Here is a 15,058-nt window from a genome sequence, read left to right as displayed (position 1 = left end):
CAGAAGCAGAATAGCCATGGTTTTGTTCTCCCTTTCGGTTCGAGCTCAACGATCCCTTGGCGATCGGAGCTCAACGGTTCTGACGTGGTTCATGCGTTTGTCCGCAAACCGGTTCCCACTTTGCGGAAGCATGAACTAGAGCACGCCGGCTTCGGTCTTGAGCTTTTCGACCAGTTCGGCCACCGACTTGACCTTGATGCCGGCCTTGCGGCCTTCCGGCTCCTCGGTCTTCAGCACCTTCAGCCGCGCGGTCGTGTCGACACCGAAGTCGGCAGGGGTCTTTTTGTCGAGCGGCTTCTTCTTCGCCTTCATGATGTTGGGAAGCGAGGCATAACGCGGCTCGTTCAGGCGCAGGTCGGTGGTCACCACCGCCGGCAGCTTGATGTCGATCGTCTGCAGGCCGCCGTCGACTTCACGCGTCACCGTTGCTGTGCCCTCTGGTGCCTTGCCGTCACCGATCTCGACCTTGGAGGCAAAGGTGCCCTGGGCCCAGCCCAGAAGCGCCGACAGCATCTGGCCGGTCTGGTTCGAATCGTCATCGATCGCCTGCTTGCCGACGATGATCAGCCCCGGCTGTTCGGCCTCGGCCACACCCTTGACGATCTTGGCAACAGTGAGCGGCTCGACCTGGTCGTCGGTCTCGACCAGGATCGCCCGGTCGGCGCCCATGGCGAGCGCCGTCCGCAGCGTTTCCTCGGCCTTGGCCGGACCGACCGAGACGACCACGACCTCGTCGGCCTTGCCGGCTTCCTTCAGCCGCAGCGCCTCTTCCACCGAGATCTCGTCGAACGGGTTCATCGACATCTTCACGTTGGCAAGCTCGACACCCGAGCCGTCAGCCTTCACCCGGATCTTGACGTTGTAGTCAACCACCCGCTTAACCGTCACAAGTATTTTCATGTCAATCTCTCCAATCATCAGCAGACAGTGCGGAAGCGTTCGATCATGACGTCGAGCACCTCGCCGGGATCGCGCTTCCACCAATTGTTCGCCGAGAAAATCTCCACCTCGCAAGGACCCGAATAGCCCGCCCCCTCCACCGCCTTGCGCAAAGCCTTGAGGTCCGCGACGCCGTCGCCCATCATCCCGCGGTCGAGAAGGACGTCGGTGGTATCGGCAAGCCAATCGCAGAGATGAAAGCCAAAGATGCGGTCAGCTCCCGCCCGCTGCAATTGAACCGCGATGTCAGTGTCCCACCAGACATGATAGACATCGACCGCGACGCCGACGTTCGGCGCGGCAATCAAGTCGCAAAGATCGACGGCGTCACGAAGCGTCGTCAGGCAGGAGCGGTTCCCGGCATAGACCGGATTGAGTGGCTCGAGCGCCAGTTTGACATCGCGTGCAGCGGCATAGGGTGCGGCCTCCGCGACACGTTCAGCGACGATCTTCAGACTATCCTCGACCCCCTTGGTGCCCGGCTCGACGCCGCCCACGACGATGGTCAAAACATTGGCGCGCAGAGCTGCCGCCATGTCGATCGAGGCCTCGAAGTCATCTATGACTGCGCGCGCATCACTCGCCTGCGAGCCGACGAGAAAGGGCGTTCTGCAGAGACCCGCGACCGTCATGCCGGCAGCACGGACCCGCTCTCCAATCTGGAACGCTTGCGATCCTATTTCGCGGCGCCAGAAAACGACCGCGCCGAGACCGCGCTCGGCGCAGGCGTCAATGATCCGTTCCGCAGACCATCCCGCGCCGTAGCCTTCGAGATTGTGGCCGAGGCTTGCCGTGTTGAGAGCCAGCGCCCTGTGATCATTGGCAAAGTCCCTCATCTCAGGCTCCGTAAAATGCGAGCAGCCGCTTCATCCGGTTGACGGCCATTTCGGGCTCGCGCAGCAGGCCGCATGCATCTGCCAGCCGGAAAACCTCGGTAAAGTAAGGCAGGGGCCGCATCGCCTGCGCACCGTTCAGCATGACGAAGTGGTCCTGGAAGCCGTTGAGCCAGGCGAGAAACACGACGCCTGTCTTGTAGTACTGCGTCGGCGCACGGAAGATCAGCCGCGCCAGTGGCACTGTCGGATCCAGGGTCGATCGAAACGCGGAAGTGTCGCCGTCGCCCAGGCTCTTCACCGCAAATGCCGCGGCGGGTGCGAGCGGATCGAATATGCCCAGCAACGCATGCGAAAAGCCCTCGGCGTCGCCTTCGATCAATTCGGGGTAATTGAAGTCGTCGCCCGTATACATCTTCACACCGACCGGCAGGAGCCGGCGCATGTCGATCTCCTTCTGCTTGTCGAGAAGCGAGATCTTTATGCCATCGATTTTTGAGGCGTTCTCGTTGATGACGGCAAGCGCAACCGGCATGGCCTTTTCGAATTCCTTCGATCCCCAGTAGCCAGCAAGCTGCGGGTCGAACATTTCGCCCAGCCAATGAAGGATGACGGGCTGGTCGCAGGCGCCTAGCACATCGGAATAGACTTTGACGTAGTCTTCGGGCGTCTTGGCCGCCTTCACCAATGCCCTCGATGCCATCAGGATGACGCGTCCACCGACTTTCTGGATGGCCTCCAGTTGGTCGAGATAGGCCCGCCTGACATCATCAAGTGTATAGGACGTTGCCTGATCCAGATGGTCTGTGCCGCAACCGTTTGCGACAAGGGCATCCGGTATTTCGGCCTTCGTGCGGCGGATCAGTTCCAGTGCACCGGGCCAGTCCAACCCCATCCCTCGCTGGGCGGTATCCATGGCTTCGGCGATCCCAAGGCCGAGCCCGGCGAGATAACGGCGAAACGCCATGGTCTTTTCCCAATCAATCGTCGTGCGTCCCGACGGGTCATTGGCGGTGAAGGGATCAGCGACCACATGGGCGGCGGAATAGACCACCCGGGCAGGGTTATCGCCGAGCACAGCCTGAGCGATCGGACGCCCTGTCAGCGAGTAATCGGTCAGCCTGCCATTCGTATCGGGAAGCGCTATCTTCATGATGAACCTCAGAAGCGGGGAACCAGCATCCCGGCGTCCGCCGAGATCACCTGTCCGGTTGTGTAGGGAAATTTGCCGGTCGCCAGTGACGCAATGATCGCCCCCATCTCTTCGGGTTTACCGAGGCGTGGAAACAGGGTCAGGCCCTGCTCGGCCCGCTCGCGATAGGTATCGATGACTGGTGCCGTCATGTCGGTGGCAATCAGTCCCGGCTGCACATCGTAAACTGCGATGTTTTCGGGTCCGAGCCGCACGGCGAGCGTCTTGGAGATCATCGCTGCTGCTGATTTCGAGGCGCAGTACTCCGAACGTTGAACGGCGACCGCGACCGCGTTCGACGACGTCACGTTGACGATCGAATGAAACATCCGAGACCGTTGACGAGACAACAGCCGGCGAGCAAAGGCCTGACTGAGGAAGAACATGGCTTTCGCATTGACGTCGATGCAGCGATCCCAGCTCTCCTCTGAAACATCAAGCAGGTCGCCGCGCTGCAAGACCCCGACGCCCGCATTGTTGACGAGGGTCGTCAAAGGACCGAGTTGCGCCTCGATATTTGCCAGGACATTCTCGTGGGCCGCAAAGTCCGTGACGTCGAAGGGAGTGGCCATCACTGGATTGCCATGCGCGGCAACGCGAGCAACCGCCGCGGCAAGTTCGCGATCATCGCCGCGACCGTTGACCGCCACTGCGAAACCTTCCTTCGCCAATGCCTCCGCAGCAGCCAGGCCGATACCGCGCGACGAGCCGGTAACCAGCGCCACCGGGCGCATATCCGCCCCAGTCATGCGCGTGCTCCCTTTTTCAGAAGTTCGCGCGCAATGATCATGCGCTGGATCTGATTGGTACCCTCGTAGATCTGGGTGATCTTCGCATCGCGATAGAGGCGTTCGACTTCGAAGCCGCGAATATAGCCCGAACCGCCAAAGACCTGCACGGCGTCTGCCGTGCGCTGAACGGCCATGTCGCCGGCAAAGCATTTGGCAATCGAGCAAGCCTTGGTCGCGTCCGCGCCGGCATCAATCTTGGATGCGGCCGAATGAACCAAGAGCCGCGCCGCCTCGATGTCCTTTGCCATATCTGCCAAAAGCCACTGGACGCCCTGGAAGTCGGCGATGGATTTGCCGAACTGTTTGCGGGTACCGGCGTAGTCGACGGCAGCCTCCAGGCCGGCTTGCGCAATGCCGACGGCTAAGGCTGCGATACCGACGCGCCCCTTGTCGAGAACGGACATCATCATGTGGAAACCACGACCTGCCTCGCCCAGAAGCGCATCTGCCGAAAGGCTCACATCCGTAAAAGTCAGCGCGCCGACCTGGCTTGCCCGCTGACCCATCTTGTGCTCCTTCGGCCCTCTCTCGACACCCGCGGCGTGCAGATCGACGACAAATATCGACATGCCGCGATTGCCCGCTTCCTTGTCGGTTCTCGCGAGCACGAAGCCGACGTCTGCGACCGGAGCATTGTGTATCCAGATCTTACCGCCGTTCAGACGCCAGCCGTTGCCGTCGCGCGTCGCCGTCGTGCGAATACCCGAAACATCAGTGCCGGCCTCCGGCTCGGTGATGCAGTAGGCGACCTTCGTCCGCATGCTCAAAACGTCGGGCAGCATTTTCTGCTGGCTCGCTGTTCCATGGCGCACCAATAGCGTGGAAATGAGTTCGACCAGGCCGCATTGATCGGCGACTGAGGCGTAACCGCGGCTGAGCTCCTCCATCACCACGGCATAGGTCAAGGTGTCGAAACCCGGCCCGCCGAGCGCCTCGGGAACGCCAATTCCGAACAGGCCGAGCTTGCCCATTTCATCATAGAGGTCGGCGGGGAACCGCTCCTCGCGATCGAGTTGCTCCGCCATCGGCCGGATCACTTCGTCGGCGAAGGCGCGCGCCATCTCGCGCACCTGGTCCTGCGTTTCGGTCAGATACATGTTCTCCATCCCACTTGTAGTAACTATCTAGTTACATACGTCCGCAAACTCCCCCCCGTCAAGTCAGAAAAATTTTCGACGTTGCCTCAACCGGCTTGCGCGGGTCCTCCGAGCGTGGTTACAATTCACCGGACAGTTACTTAAGGAGGATCAGCATGCACCCCGGAGAAAAGCGCAAACTCGGTCGGGTCGACATCGACGTGACCACGTTCGGTTTCGGAACGGCGCCACTTGGCAACATCTTTCGCCCCATCGACGAGCCGACCGCCGAGGCGATGTTCGACGCTGCGTGGAACGTCGGCGTCCGGTTTTACGATACCGCGCCGATGTACGGTCACGGGCTTGCCGAACTGCGAACGGGTTACAGTTTGCGCTGGAAGAACAGGGACGATTTCGTCCTTTCCTCCAAGGTCGGCCGCCTGCTGAGGCCGGCAAAACGCGAGACGATCGATTTCACGCCCTGGGTGGACGCCGCTCCCTTTGAGATGGATTTCGACTACAGTTACGACGGGACGATGCGGGCGTTCGAGGACAGTCTTCAGCGCATGGGCCTCGAAAGGATGGATATCTGCTTCATCCATGACATCGACGTCTTCACACGAGGCAAAGATCAGCCGGAGGTTTTCAAACAAGCCATGGACGGCGCATGGCGTGCCCTCGAGAAGCTGAGGGATGAGGGCACGGTCAAGGCGATCGGCGTCGGCGTCAACGAATGGGAAGTCTGCCTTGAAGCTTTGAATCAGAGGGATTTCGACTGCTTCCTACTCGCCGGCCGCTACACCCTTCTCGAGCAGGATTCGCTCGATGTCTTCCTGCCACTGTGCGAGGAGCGAGGCGCCGCAGTGATTGTCGGCGGAGGGTTCAATTCAGGCATTCTGGCGACTGGGGCAAAAGAGGGAGCAAAGTATAACTATGCGCCCGCATCGGCAGCGATCCTCGACAAGGTCAGCAGGATCGAAGCGGTCTGCAGGGACCACAATGTACCGCTGGCCGCAGCTGCACTGCAATTCGTGGTCGCGCATCCCGCCATTCCGTCGTTCATGGCTGGCACGCGGACGGCTGAGCAACTGAACCAGAACCTGGCCTGGTTTGCGCACCCCATCCCCGCCGACTTCTGGGTCGATTTGAAGACCAAAGGGCTTTTGCGCGAAGATGCGCCGACGCCGACAGCCGGCTAGTACGATACGCTTGCCGAAGAGGCCGGCTCCGCCCAACCTCTTCGGCAATTTGCTTCGGTACCGGACGCAGGGTGGAGCGGCCCCACAAAGCCTCCAGGCTCACCTGATCAGGATGGCACGGAAATCGTTGACGTTCGTCCCGGTCGGGCCGGGCACGAACAGGTCCCCCAGACGGTCAAATGCCGTCCAGGCGTCATTGGCGGAGAGCGTGGCGACAGGATCGAGGCCGAGCGCGCGCAGCCGACCCGCACTCTGTCCATCGGCGAATGCACCGGCATTGTCTTCGGAACCGTCAATACCATCGGTGTCGCCGGCGATGGCAGTGAAGGGGACGCCGTCAGCTGCGATCGCCAAGGCTAGAAGGAACTCGGTGTTGCGTCCGCCCTTCCCGTTGCCGCGAAGCGTAACCGTGGTTTCGCCACCGGACAGGATCAGCACCGGTCGGGCGAAGGGCCTGTCGCGCAGGGCAACCTCGCGCGCGATTGCCGCGTGGACCCGGGCGACGTCCCGGGCCTCCCCTTCGATCGCGTCCGACAGGATGACCGCTGGTATCCCTTCGGCCTGCGCATGCATCGCTGCAGCTTCGAGAGAGAGCCGTGCCGAGGCGATCACATGCACTTCATGTCCTGCGAAGACATGGTCGCGCGAAGACGGCGCGAGCCCCTCATCGTCTGCGAGCCAAACAGCCACCTTCGGTGGGATGCGGATGCGCCAGGCATCCACCATTGCCCGCGCATGGGCGCGATCGGTGGCATCCGGTATCGTCGGCCCCGATGCAACCTGCGCCGGATCGTCTCCCGGCACGTCGGAGACCACGAGGCTGACGACTTTTGCAGGATGGCAGGCCGCTGCAAGACGGCCCCCCTTTATACCCGACACCTGCTTGCGGATGGCATTCATCACCGAAATCGGTGCACCGCTCGAAAGCAGGGCTTGGTTCAGCGCCACTTCGTCCTCAAGCGTCAAGCGACCTGGTGGGCACGGAAGAAGCGCCGACCCGCCACCGCACACAAGGGCAACGACAAGATCGTCTTGCGTCAATCCCTCGACCGCCTGAAAAAGCAGCCGCGACGCCTCGAGCCCGGCAAGATCGGGTACCGGATGCGCAGCCTCGACGACGCGGATCCGTTCGCACGGCACGCCATAGCCGTAGCGCGTGACCACCACCCCTTCGACGGGCGCATCCCACAAGCGCTCGAATGCGCGGGCGAGTTGAGCTGCTCCCTTGCCGGCCCCGATAACGATCGTGCGTCCGCGCGGGCGTGAAGGAAGATGCTCGCGAAGGGCAGTTTCCGGATCGGCGGCACCAACGGCGACGCTGAATAGGTCGCGAAGCAGTATCCTGTCTTCGGGCGTCATAAAATCTCGTCCATCTCGTTTAAGTTTCCGCGTCCGTTGTTTCGGCACAGCGCCCCGACATGCAACAAGGCGACACCTTGTCGGAGCGTTTTGGCGCCCTCACGGGCGCACCTTTTGAACAAAGGACGCCGGACGCTTTTCTCGAAACGCCGCCAGGCCCTCCTGCAATTCCTCGGAGCCTGCGGCGATCTCACCGGCTAAGCTTTCAACGATCCGTTCGTTTTCCTCGCCTTCCGCCGCATTGATCAACATCTTGGTCAGTTCAACCGCCCGACCCGAGCGACCGATCACCCGTGCCGCGGCCTTCTCGCCCGCAGCCAGCCCCTCGCCAGTAGCAACCACCTGATCGACCAAGCCCAGACCATGTGCCTCATCAGCTGTATAGACTTCGCCGAAGAGCGACATGCGTCGCACGATTTGGGCGCCAAAGCGGCGCGCCACACGCTGCGTGCCAGACCAACCTGGGATGATACCCAGACCCGGCTCCGGTTGACCGATGCGCACATGGGCTTCGGCAATCCTCAGATCAGCACAGGCGGCCAGTTCCAATCCGCCGCCCAGCGTGTGTCCATTCAGGACCGCGATCAGGGGCACGGAAAGGCGCGCGAGCGCGTCGAAGGCAGCATGGCCGTCACGCACCCAATGACGGGCAAACGCCTTCGGCGAGGCGCTGCTCCACGCATCGATATCGCCGCCTGCGCAGAATGATCGGGATCCCTCCCCCGTCAGGATCGCAACCCGCGCGGTGGAACGCTCTATCGCGCGACACATCGGCATCAGCGCATCGACCATATCGGCATCGAACGCGTTCAGCTTGTCCGGCCGCCGGATCGTCAGCCAGGCGATATCCCCGGAAATTGCGAGGTCGAGTCGCGGGTCGGTCACAGTGCCATCCTCATCACTGGCGCGCGAAACAGTACGTCGTCCATAATCTTCAGCGTGTCGGAAACACGCAGTGGCGTTGTCGCCTGGGCGAGGACATCGCGCTGCAGGTCGATACCGGGCGCGATCTCGGTGATAACCAGCCCATCCGCCTCCAGCCGCATGACACAGCGTTCGGTGACATAAGTGATGTCCTGGCCCTGGGCACGGGCACGCCTGCCCGAAAAGCTGACCTGGTCGACCTTCGGAACAATCTTGGCGACCCGTCCTTCCTTGTCGATGACCAGGCGCCCGTCTTCAAGCCGCATCTTGGCGCCGGCGTTGAAATTGCCGGAGAAGACAATCTTTTTCGCTCGTGCCGTGATGTCGACAAAGCCGCCTGCGCCGGCAGTCCGGTGCGGTGTCGCAGCCAGACGGCTGACATTCACGGAACCCTCGGCGTCGATTTCGAGGAAGGAAAGCAGCGAGCAGTCAAAACCTCCGGCCTGGAAATAGCAGAACTGATGCGGTGATGCGACGAACGCCTCGGCATTGGCGGCACAGCCAAACTTGAAATCGAGCAGAGGAATGCCGCCGACGGCGCCTTGTTCGATGACCCATGTGATCTTGCCGTGATGTCCTTCCTCGATGAGAACACGCGGCACGTTGGCCGAGATACCGAACCCGATATTGACGGCCCAACCCGCTTGCAGTTCCTGCGCGACGCGCCGTGCGATTACCTTGCCCACGTCCAGAGCCGGGATACGGAATGTGTGCAGGGGCCGAAACAGTTCACCTGAAATGGCCGGATCGTAGGGGGTCGCAGTCGTTTGCAATTGGTCGGGCGCTTCGACGATGACGTCGACGAGGATGCCGGGAACGCGAACGTCGTGTGGACGCAATGTCCCTGTCGCGGCGACCCTGCGCACTTGAGCAATCACCAGTCCGCCGGAATTTCGAGCCGCCAGCGCCATCTCCATTGCACCGAGCGTCGCGCCCTCCTGCTCGAATGTCAGATTTCCATTCTCATCGGCCGTCGTCGCGCGGATGATGGCGACATCGGGATGGATCGCCGGAAAGTGCAGCCAGTCCTCGCCCGCAAATTCCACCCGGCTAACCATCGGAGCGCCACGGGCCGTCGCGTTCATCGCGCAACCTTCCTGCTCCGGATCGACAAACGTATCCATTCCGACCTTGGTCAACACGCCCGGACGCTTAGCAGCGCCCTCGCGCAACATGTCAAACACAATGCCCGACGGCACGTTCCAGGCTGCAACTTCCTCCTTCAGGATCATCTGCCAGATCAGGGGTGGCTCGGCGTTGCTCGGTCCGGACGGGTAGGATCCTCCGATGATCCTGGAGAGCATGCCGGGTTTTGCGATGTGATCGACACCTTTTGTGCCAAAGAAGTCGCCGGCTGCGATCGGATGCACAGAGGTCAATCCGCGAGGATGCCCTTCCTGATCAAAGCGCTCTCCCAGCGCCTTGAGGACCGCATCGGGGCAGCAAAGCCCCGAAGAGGAGTTAACCGCAAGCACGGCACCGTCCCTAACCAACCCGGCGGCTTCCGCTGCGGTTTTCACCTTCGACATTGCTGCGCACTCCTTTTGCCATTGCACTAAGTAACTAACCAGTTATACATTAAACACGACAATGAAGGGCAGGCAAGGGCAATTTGCGCCGTGGCCACAACGGCGGAAAGCCGCAAAACGCGAAGGAGGAGCAATGAACATCTATTTCGAAAAATGCCATCAACGGGGCTTTGGCACCTATCCGCTGAAGGCAGGCGAATTGAAAGCCGCAATCGAGACCGCGCTTGATGTCGGCTACAGGGCATTCGACACCGCCCAGATGTACGAAAACGAGGCCGATACGGGGCAGGCGCTCCTCGAGGGAGGCGTTGCGCGCGACGAGCTGTGCATCACATCCAAGGTCCATCCCGACAACTACGCCGAGGCGCAGTTCCTCCCCTCGGTCGAAGCGAGCCTGAAGGCGCTCAAGATAGACCAGCTGGACGTCCTGCTCTTGCACTGGCCACCGATCGGGGGCGACGTCGCTCCGTCGTTGCGCCTCCTGCAAAAGGCTCATGCCGCCGGGATGGCGCGCAATATTGGCGTCTCCAACTATACCGCCCGGATGATGCATGAAGCCAAAGCGATTTCGGAGGTCCCGCTCGTGACCAACCAGGTGGAGTTTCACCCGCTGCTTGATCAGCGGGCGCTTCTGGCTGCAGCGACCGAGACGGGGATCCCGCTTTCGTCCTACGCTTCGGTTGCCCGTGGCGAGGTGTTCAAGCACGCGATCTTTGGGGAGATCGGCGCGACCTATGGAAAATCCGCCGCGCAGATCGCGCTACGTTGGATCCTGCAGAAGGGCGTACCGCTCAACACGATGTCCACCAAGCCGGAGAATATCCGGGCGAACTTCGAGATCATGGACTTTACCTTGTCCTCGATCGATATGGATCGGATCGATGCCATGACGCATACCGGGTATCGCATCATCACCCCGGGCATGTTGCCCTGGGTTCCCGAATGGGACTAACGGGAAGGGCGGCCGCAAGGCCGCCCTTTCAGCCCGCATGAACGTTGCCTCAAGCGTTACCGCGGATCAGGTCGGAGGCCTTTTCGCCGATCATGATCGAGGCCGCGTTGGTGTTGGAGCCGACCAAGCTCGGCATGACCGAACTGTCGCAAATGCGCAGACCATCGAGGCCGTGAACGCGCAGCTTGGCATCTACCACCGACATCTCGTCTCGTCCCATCTTGCAGGTACAGGTCGGATGGTAGGAGGTGCGCCCGTACTGACGCGCATAGGCCTCGAAGTCGGCGGTGGTGCGCACGTTCTGGTCTGGAAAACGCACGGTCCTGATATATTTCTGCAGCGAGGGCTGTGCGAAGATTTCCCGACTGATCCTGATGCCTTCGACGGAGATCCGCAGGTCATCGGGATCACCCAGGAAATTGGGGTCTACGATCGGAAGCGCGCGCGGGTCGGCCGAACGCAAGGCGACTGAACCACGCGATTTCGGACGCACCGTGTAAGAGTTCAACGTAATGCCGGAGGCGCCCTTTCGAACACTCGGCACGCCGGCCTCCGCCCCCGCCCCAGCCAGAAAATGGAACTGAAGATCGGGACAGGGACTGGCCTTGTCGGCATACCAGAACGCGCCGCCCTCAACGACATTCGACGCAACCGGGCCGGACTTGAACAATGCATATTCCAGGCCGGCCCAAAGCATCCAATGCGGCCTGTTGTACTTGTCCAGACTGTCATGTCCCTTGAGTTCGGCAACAATATCGACGCCAAAGTGATCGTGCAGGTTCTCGCCGACACCAGGCATATCCTGGACCACGTCGATACCATGGCCGCGCAAGGCCGCTGCCGGACCGACGCCGGAAAGCATCATCAATTTGGGTGTGCCGATGGCGCCGGAGGTCACGATGACCTCACTGTCGGCGCGAACGATCCTGGAGGCGCCACCCGTCGCGTATTCGACACCCACGGCGCGCCGCCCTTCAAAAACCACCCGAAGCACCAACGCGCCTGTAACCAGCGTCAGGTTCCGGCGCTTGAGTGCCGGGCGCAGATATCCCACAGCCGCCGAGCAGCGCCGACTGTTGCGGGTCGTCGTCTGGTAAACGCCCGTACCCTCCTGAACGGGGCCGTTGAAATCCGGATTGTACGGAATTCCGAACTCCTGGCAGCTTTGAACGAACGCACGCGTCAGAACTTGCGGATTGGCTATGTTCGAGACGCCGAGCGGCCCGTCGGTTCCATGCCATTGTCCCGAGAGGATAGTGTTGCCCTCCGACCGCAAGAAATACTTCTGGATGTCCTTGAAACCCCAGCCCTCCGCCCCCTCTTCCACCCAGCGGTCGTAGTCGCTCGGGTGACCGCGGGTGAATACCTCGGCGTTGATGGAGGATCCGCCGCCGAGTACCTTTGCCTGGGCATAGGGGATTTCACGGTTGTTAGCATGTTTCTGCGGCGCCGTGGTCAGACCCCAGGTCATCGGGCCTGCAGTCATCTTTGCAAAACCGACCGGCATGTGGATCAGCGGATGGCTGTCGCGCCCACCGGCCTCAATGAGGCAGACCCTTGTCGCTGGGTTTTCCGAAAGGCGCGCTGCGAGCACGCAGCCTGATGAGCCGCCTCCGACGATCACATAGTCAAATCCTTGCACCATCATGCGATCCAGTGTGAGCGTTTGCCGATCTCGACGTGAACGGATTTGACCTGGGTGTACTCCTCCACGCCATAGGTGCCTGCCTCGCGTCCCCATCCGGACTGCTTGAAGCCGCCCAGCGGCATCTCCGGCCCGCCTGCCATGATCGTGTTGACCCAGAACCGACCGGCGCGAACACGGCGGGTGACCGTCAATGCCTTGTCTATGTTCTTGGTCCACACGCTGGCAGCGAGGCCATAGACGGTGTCGTTGGCCAGTTCGATCGCCTGTTCGATTGTGTCGAACGACATCGAGCAGAGGACAGGCCCGAAGATCTCGTCCCGGGCGATCGCCATGTCAGGGGAAACCCCGGTGAACAGCGTCGGCGCGATGTATTGGCCCTTGCCGAGATCGATGGCCTGGCCGCCTGCAACGAGCTGTGCGCCTTCCGCCTTGCCCTTGGCGATATAATCCAGAATGGTCGTGTTCTGCTGGTCGGTGGTAATCGCTCCGACCTGGGTCGCCTCATCGAGAGGGTCGCCGACGCGTATCCGCGCCATCTTTTCGGCGAGAAGCTTTTCGAATTCCGCGGCCACGGAGCGTTCGACGATGAGCCGCGAAGACGAGACGCAGCACTGCCCAGTGTTGAAGCTGATGCCGAATGCCGCGCCGTCCGCCGCATCTTCGAGATCAGAATCCGCAAAAACGATGATCGGGTTCTTGCCTCCCAGTTCCAGTCCAAGCTTCTTGAAGTTGCTGTCGGCGGCCGCGTGAACGCACGAGCGCCCGACCGCGGTGGAGCCGGTGAAGGACAGCATGTCCACATCAGGGTGTTCCGTCAGAGCCTGGCCGATGGTGCGGCCCGAACCGGTGATGACGTTGTAGACACCATCAGGCAGTCCCGCCTCGGCGAGCACCTCGGCAAGGATGAGCGTGGTCGCGGACGTCACCTCCGAAGGCTTGACCACCATCGTGCACCCTGAGGCAAGGATGAAGGGCACGCGTTCGCAAAGAATGAGGAACGGAAAGTTCCACGGGGTAATGAGACCCACGACACCGATCGGTTCGCGAAGAACCATGCCGAATAGTCCGTCGCCCAGCGAATTGTAGCTGTCGCCGTGCAAGAGCCGTGCGGCACCAGCGCCGACTTCAAAGCAGGCGATGCAATGATCAATCTCTCCGCGCGCCTGGGCGATCGGTTTGCCATTCTCCAACGTTTCAAAGTAGGCGATTTCATCCCGGCGTTGCCGCAGGATCTCGGCAACACGCAAAAGGACTGCCCCGCGGGCGGCACCCGAAAGGCCGGACCAACGGCGATCCTCAAAAGCCCGGCGAGCGGAGACAACAGCTGCGTTCAAATCTTCCGGAGTGCATTTCGCGGTGCGCGTGACTGGCACGCCATGGCCAGGCGACAGGCGCTCGAACTGGTCGCGGCCCTCATGCCACCGTCCATCCACGAAGAAGCCATATTCACGCGGGGCCTTTGGCGGGAGAAGGTAGTTTTTGACTTGGTCCATGGGATGCCTCCACTCTGAGATTCCGTATCCATCAGGCGATGGATTAGTAACTGAACAGTTATGCGCGATCTAGCAACGCATGCGCGATCACCCCATTACAATCTGGGTCTTAAGGTGATGCGGCCGATTAGCGAGCGTATCGAACGCCTCCTGGATCCGCTCCAACGGATAGTCGGCGCCGGTGAAGTCCTTCGTTTCGAACCGACCGTGAGCAAGCAGCGTCAACGCGTCATGCATATCTTCGCCCATGCCGGCTACCGATCCCTTCAAGCCTCCCTCTTCGAGTACGGTCTTCAGGATATCGACCGGCACCGTCTCGCCAGGCGCTGTAATCCCGAAAAAGGCGACATGACCACCACGACGAGACAGATCAAACGCCTGACGGTAAAGCGCCTTGCTGCCAACGCTTTCAATGACGATATCGGCGCCCCGTCCGTCGGTCATGGCCATCACCGTCGCCTTGAGGGTGGTGGGGTCCGACACGGCCGCATCCGCTCCCGCCTCCAGTGCCATTCGGCAACGGTCCGCCGACAGGTCTGTAACAATGATCGGAGCAGCACCCACCAGGCGCATCATTTGAATATGCAGATTTCCGATCGGGCCGGCTCCAAAAACGACGACCGATTGCCCAAATGTCACATTCGCCTTGCGCGCTGCGCGCACAACGCATGCGACCGGCTCGGTCAAGGCGAGTACGGCATCAGGCACGGTGTCGGGAACCGGGATGACGAGGCGCGCCGGGACAGCCACGTACTCGGCAAAGGCGCCATCGCGACTAATGCCGATCTGGACAACCTCGGCGCAGTTGAGGACCTCATTGCGGCGGCACCAATAGCAGGTGCCGCAGCCGATATTGATGTCCACGACCACGCGCATGTCATGCTGCAGATGGCGAACGCTCCCGCCGAAGTCGGCGACCGTGCCGCAGAACTCGTGGCCTGGAACAAGTGGTAGCCGGTCGGTGGCATAATGGCCGTTGAAGATATGGACGTCGGTCCCGCATATGCCTGTCCGCGTCACACGGATAAGTGCATCATCGGGGCCGATCGACGGAACATCAACCGCCATGATCTCGAAACGGCGCGGTTCGACCAGAACTGCGGCTTGCATCTTGTCCATCGCC

At 61.3% G+C, this 15,058-nt stretch carries 13 protein-coding genes; 2 read left to right on the top strand and 11 right to left on the bottom strand.

Annotated elements, in window-relative coordinates:
* Positions 1 to 135: 135 nt before the first annotated feature.
* The 5 genes from BKP54_RS29665 to BKP54_RS29645 are packed head-to-tail and all read right to left on the bottom strand — an operon-like array spanning position 136 to position 4,852.
* Positions 136 to 900, bottom strand: a complete 765-nt coding sequence (locus BKP54_RS29665) for an electron transfer flavoprotein subunit beta/FixA family protein (RefSeq protein WP_084815337.1) — start codon at positions 898 to 900, stop codon at positions 136 to 138.
* Between the two features lie 17 nt (positions 901 to 917).
* On the bottom strand, positions 918 to 1,775 hold the full coding sequence (locus BKP54_RS29660) for a sugar phosphate isomerase/epimerase family protein (RefSeq protein WP_084815336.1): 858 nt from the start codon (positions 1,773 to 1,775) through the stop codon (positions 918 to 920).
* A 1-nt stretch (position 1,776) separates the two neighbouring features.
* Complete coding sequence (locus BKP54_RS29655; protein ID WP_084815335.1) at positions 1,777 to 2,925, bottom strand: dihydrodipicolinate synthase family protein; 1,149 nt, start codon at positions 2,923 to 2,925, stop codon at positions 1,777 to 1,779.
* An 8-nt stretch (positions 2,926 to 2,933) separates the two neighbouring features.
* Positions 2,934 to 3,713 (bottom strand): 3-ketoacyl-ACP reductase, encoded by a 780-nt coding sequence (locus BKP54_RS29650; protein WP_198956886.1) that lies wholly within the window; start codon positions 3,711 to 3,713, stop codon positions 2,934 to 2,936.
* Positions 3,710 to 4,852 carry an acyl-CoA dehydrogenase family protein gene (locus tag BKP54_RS29645; RefSeq protein ID WP_084815333.1) on the bottom strand — a complete coding sequence of 381 codons (1,143 nt, stop codon included), beginning with the start codon at positions 4,850 to 4,852 and terminating at the stop codon, positions 3,710 to 3,712. Before BKP54_RS29645 ends, BKP54_RS29650 begins: the two co-directional genes overlap by 4 nt.
* Positions 4,853 to 5,007: 155 nt before the next feature.
* Between BKP54_RS29645 and BKP54_RS29640 the strand changes: the two genes are divergently transcribed.
* Complete coding sequence (locus BKP54_RS29640; protein WP_084815332.1) at positions 5,008 to 6,030, top strand: aldo/keto reductase; 1,023 nt, start codon at positions 5,008 to 5,010, stop codon at positions 6,028 to 6,030.
* A gap of 99 nt (positions 6,031 to 6,129) precedes the next feature.
* Here BKP54_RS29640 and BKP54_RS29635 read toward each other — a convergent pair whose 3' ends face one another.
* The 3 genes from BKP54_RS29635 to BKP54_RS29625 all read right to left on the bottom strand — a co-directional run bounded on the left by BKP54_RS29635 (position 6,130) and on the right by BKP54_RS29625 (position 9,842).
* Positions 6,130 to 7,389, bottom strand: a complete 1,260-nt coding sequence (locus BKP54_RS29635) for a glycerate kinase (protein WP_084815331.1) — start codon at positions 7,387 to 7,389, stop codon at positions 6,130 to 6,132.
* A 99-nt stretch (positions 7,390 to 7,488) separates the two neighbouring features.
* On the bottom strand, positions 7,489 to 8,274 hold the full coding sequence (locus tag BKP54_RS29630) for an enoyl-CoA hydratase/isomerase family protein (protein WP_084815330.1): 786 nt from the start codon (positions 8,272 to 8,274) through the stop codon (positions 7,489 to 7,491).
* Positions 8,271 to 9,842 carry an acyl CoA:acetate/3-ketoacid CoA transferase gene (locus BKP54_RS29625; RefSeq protein ID WP_084815329.1) on the bottom strand — a complete coding sequence of 524 codons (1,572 nt, stop codon included), beginning with the start codon at positions 9,840 to 9,842 and terminating at the stop codon, positions 8,271 to 8,273. Before BKP54_RS29625 ends, BKP54_RS29630 begins: the two co-directional genes overlap by 4 nt.
* Positions 9,843 to 9,975: 133 nt before the next feature.
* On the opposite strand from BKP54_RS29625, the gene BKP54_RS29620 reads away from it, so the two are divergent.
* Positions 9,976 to 10,794, top strand: coding sequence for an aldo/keto reductase (locus tag BKP54_RS29620; protein WP_084815328.1), 819 nt, complete (start codon positions 9,976 to 9,978; stop codon positions 10,792 to 10,794).
* Between the two features lie 49 nt (positions 10,795 to 10,843).
* On the opposite strand, the gene BKP54_RS29615 is transcribed toward BKP54_RS29620, so the two are convergent.
* The 3 genes from BKP54_RS29615 to BKP54_RS29605 all read right to left on the bottom strand — a co-directional run bounded on the left by BKP54_RS29615 (position 10,844) and on the right by BKP54_RS29605 (position 15,054).
* The gene (locus BKP54_RS29615; protein WP_084815338.1) at positions 10,844 to 12,439 is read right to left on the bottom strand and encodes a GMC family oxidoreductase N-terminal domain-containing protein; all 1,596 of its coding nucleotides are present in this window, start codon (positions 12,437 to 12,439) and stop codon (positions 10,844 to 10,846) included.
* Complete coding sequence (locus BKP54_RS29610; protein WP_084815327.1) at positions 12,439 to 13,935, bottom strand: aldehyde dehydrogenase family protein; 1,497 nt, start codon at positions 13,933 to 13,935, stop codon at positions 12,439 to 12,441. The genes BKP54_RS29615 and BKP54_RS29610 overlap by 1 nt, the downstream gene beginning before the upstream one ends.
* Before the next feature lie 87 nt (positions 13,936 to 14,022).
* Positions 14,023 to 15,054 carry an alcohol dehydrogenase catalytic domain-containing protein gene (locus BKP54_RS29605; protein WP_084815326.1) on the bottom strand — a complete coding sequence of 344 codons (1,032 nt, stop codon included), beginning with the start codon at positions 15,052 to 15,054 and terminating at the stop codon, positions 14,023 to 14,025.
* Between the last annotated feature and the right edge of the window lie 4 nt (positions 15,055 to 15,058).

Source organism: Ensifer sp. 1H6 (assembly GCF_001976035.1).
Taxonomy (GTDB): domain Bacteria; phylum Pseudomonadota; class Alphaproteobacteria; order Rhizobiales; family Rhizobiaceae; genus Ensifer; species Ensifer canadensis.
The sequence above is the reverse complement of the archived record's forward strand: the minus strand, read 5'-3'. Positions and strand labels throughout refer to the sequence as shown.

Bases quoted from the DNA above. Each gene is read 5' to 3' on its own strand.
- BKP54_RS29605 (WP_084815326.1), bottom strand. From the start codon at position 15,054: ATGGACAAGATGCAAGCCGCAGTTCTGGTCGAACCGCGCCGTTTCGAG.
- BKP54_RS29640 (WP_084815332.1), top strand. From the start codon at position 5,008: ATGCACCCCGGAGAAAAGCGCAAACTCGGTCGGGTCGACATCGACGTG.
- BKP54_RS29665 (WP_084815337.1), bottom strand. From the start codon at position 900: ATGAAAATACTTGTGACGGTTAAGCGGGTGGTTGACTACAACGTCAAG.
- BKP54_RS29645 (WP_084815333.1), bottom strand. From the start codon at position 4,852: ATGTATCTGACCGAAACGCAGGACCAGGTGCGCGAGATGGCGCGCGCC.
- BKP54_RS29655 (WP_084815335.1), bottom strand. From the start codon at position 2,925: ATGAAGATAGCGCTTCCCGATACGAATGGCAGGCTGACCGATTACTCG.
- BKP54_RS29620 (WP_084815328.1), top strand. From the start codon at position 9,976: ATGAACATCTATTTCGAAAAATGCCATCAACGGGGCTTTGGCACCTAT.
- BKP54_RS29625 (WP_084815329.1), bottom strand. From the start codon at position 9,842: ATGTCGAAGGTGAAAACCGCAGCGGAAGCCGCCGGGTTGGTTAGGGAC.
- BKP54_RS29650 (WP_198956886.1), bottom strand. From the start codon at position 3,713: ATGACTGGGGCGGATATGCGCCCGGTGGCGCTGGTTACCGGCTCGTCG.
- BKP54_RS29610 (WP_084815327.1), bottom strand. From the start codon at position 13,935: ATGGACCAAGTCAAAAACTACCTTCTCCCGCCAAAGGCCCCGCGTGAA.
- BKP54_RS29660 (WP_084815336.1), bottom strand. From the start codon at position 1,775: ATGAGGGACTTTGCCAATGATCACAGGGCGCTGGCTCTCAACACGGCA.
- BKP54_RS29615 (WP_084815338.1), bottom strand. From the start codon at position 12,439: ATGGTGCAAGGATTTGACTATGTGATCGTCGGAGGCGGCTCATCAGGC.
- BKP54_RS29635 (WP_084815331.1), bottom strand. From the start codon at position 7,389: ATGACGCCCGAAGACAGGATACTGCTTCGCGACCTATTCAGCGTCGCC.